A 1668-nucleotide genomic window follows, 5' to 3' on the forward strand; every position below is an offset into this window, starting at 1 on the left:
TACGGTACACCGCCTCTGGACGCCAGCCACACCGCCTTATCATACTACCGATCCGCTTGTCATGGTGACGGGTCTCCAGCTTCACAAAGGCTTCCAGCGCCTTAGCCGTGATCGCTCGAACGGCCCGGACCATGTTCCACGTAGAGCCGAGGTTGAAGATATGCGTATCCCCAATCCACGGCGTCTGGCGGCGCAGTAACACATAGGTGTCGCCATGCTTCAACAGCCATGCCTCTCCGGCGTCTATCTGGCTCTGCATCAATTCCACGATCTGCAAGTCTAATAGACCGGGCTCCTGCACCGTCCAGCGGTCGATATAGGGCAATAGAACGTCTGGCACCCGCTCGATGATCTCGACAAAGGCTGGCATACGCTCGGGTTTCACACCATGATCTCTTCAACAGAAATAACTGATTTATTTACAGCGCCAAATTTTCTCGCGCCTGCGAAACCATTAAATGTAACTGTAGTTCCAGAGGCTGTTGCTCCAGCGCGAAATTTGAAAGTAGTAGCACTAGTTGCCCCAGCTATTACAGGCGCTGGAAACAGAGTAAGTATCCCGCGTTGGTTAACCCCGCCTACCGTTTCTGTTGTGGCGAAAAAAGCATCCGCTACAGAATCTCGAAATAGCGCGCCATGTATATCAGCCGCCGCGACCACTGATTCAGCTAAAAACGCAGTGGCATAAACTTTTAACAGATTAGGCGCGCCTTTAGGGGTAATACTCTGCGACATAAATTCATACCCCTCGGTTATTTGAGGGATTGTGTCATCCTCTGGGAATGCAGTTCCTGATCCTGTAGCCACGGCAGAATAAGATGTATATCTACGCTGCACCACCTCTCCGGGCAGCCTATCGCCTAGCGAATAGATACTGACAAGCGACGGTGCGGCATCCCACGTCCCCGCTGTGGTGAGAGTGTATTCCAGATACCCCAGCACCCGCATCGCCTTTGTCGTTACCGCTGTTCCAGTGTAGATAACACCAGAGCTATCCGCTGTTCCAGTGCCGCCTTCCGCTGTGGATGACTCAAGCACATTATCCTGTAGCCCGAACACCCCGTCCGTCATGGCGCATTTGATAACCCCGAGGCGGAATGTCCCGGCATCGTTGAACGCTACCAGCCAAAGCCGGAAGATAGTCGCACTGGTTGCGCCAATCGTTGACCCGCTGGAGACTACGATGGACGCAGCGGCGGTAACGTCGAGCACAGAATATGCCCCAGTCCCGGCCGTGGCGTCTCGAAAGCCGATGCGGATTTTGTCCGATGCTGACGGGTCTGTCCCGGCGGCGGTCTTTATAGCAATCGTTTCCGCATTACCTGACCTGCTGGTTGAAATCTCCAGATTCTCGATCAACCCGGCAAACGAGACAGATGAGACAGATGATCCTCCACTAGAAGCATCCGTCTCGGCAAACCACGTTGTCCCGTCGCAGACGATCAGCCGCATTTCAAATTGCGTGATAACCGAAAGATTGGCGCCGCCGTTGATCGTTTCTGCCGCATTGGGGTCTATCGTGATGGCATTGGCCGAGGAATCCGCCTTTCGGACGTAGCACCAGAACCCATCCGCCATCGTTGCGGCAGCAGTGAGTGTGAGCGTGACAGCGCCAGCCGTAGCATCGACATTGATGACTTTGCCAAGGTCCCCGGCAACAATCGTGTA

The 1668-nt window shown here is 54.4% G+C and carries 1 protein-coding gene and 1 pseudogene; both read right to left on the bottom strand.

Annotated elements, in window-relative coordinates:
- Positions 1-370, bottom strand: a 370-nt coding sequence (locus WAW39_RS00750; protein WP_422314753.1) for a hypothetical protein, incomplete at its 3' end; no start/stop codon positions are given.
- Positions 371-381: 11 nt separating this feature from the next.
- Positions 382-1668 (bottom strand): annotated as a pseudogene (locus WAW39_RS00755) (hypothetical protein); the annotation flags it as partial.

The sequence above is a fragment of the Prosthecobacter sp. genome, from assembly GCF_049294395.1.
GTDB lineage: Bacteria > Verrucomicrobiota > Verrucomicrobiia > Verrucomicrobiales > Verrucomicrobiaceae > Prosthecobacter.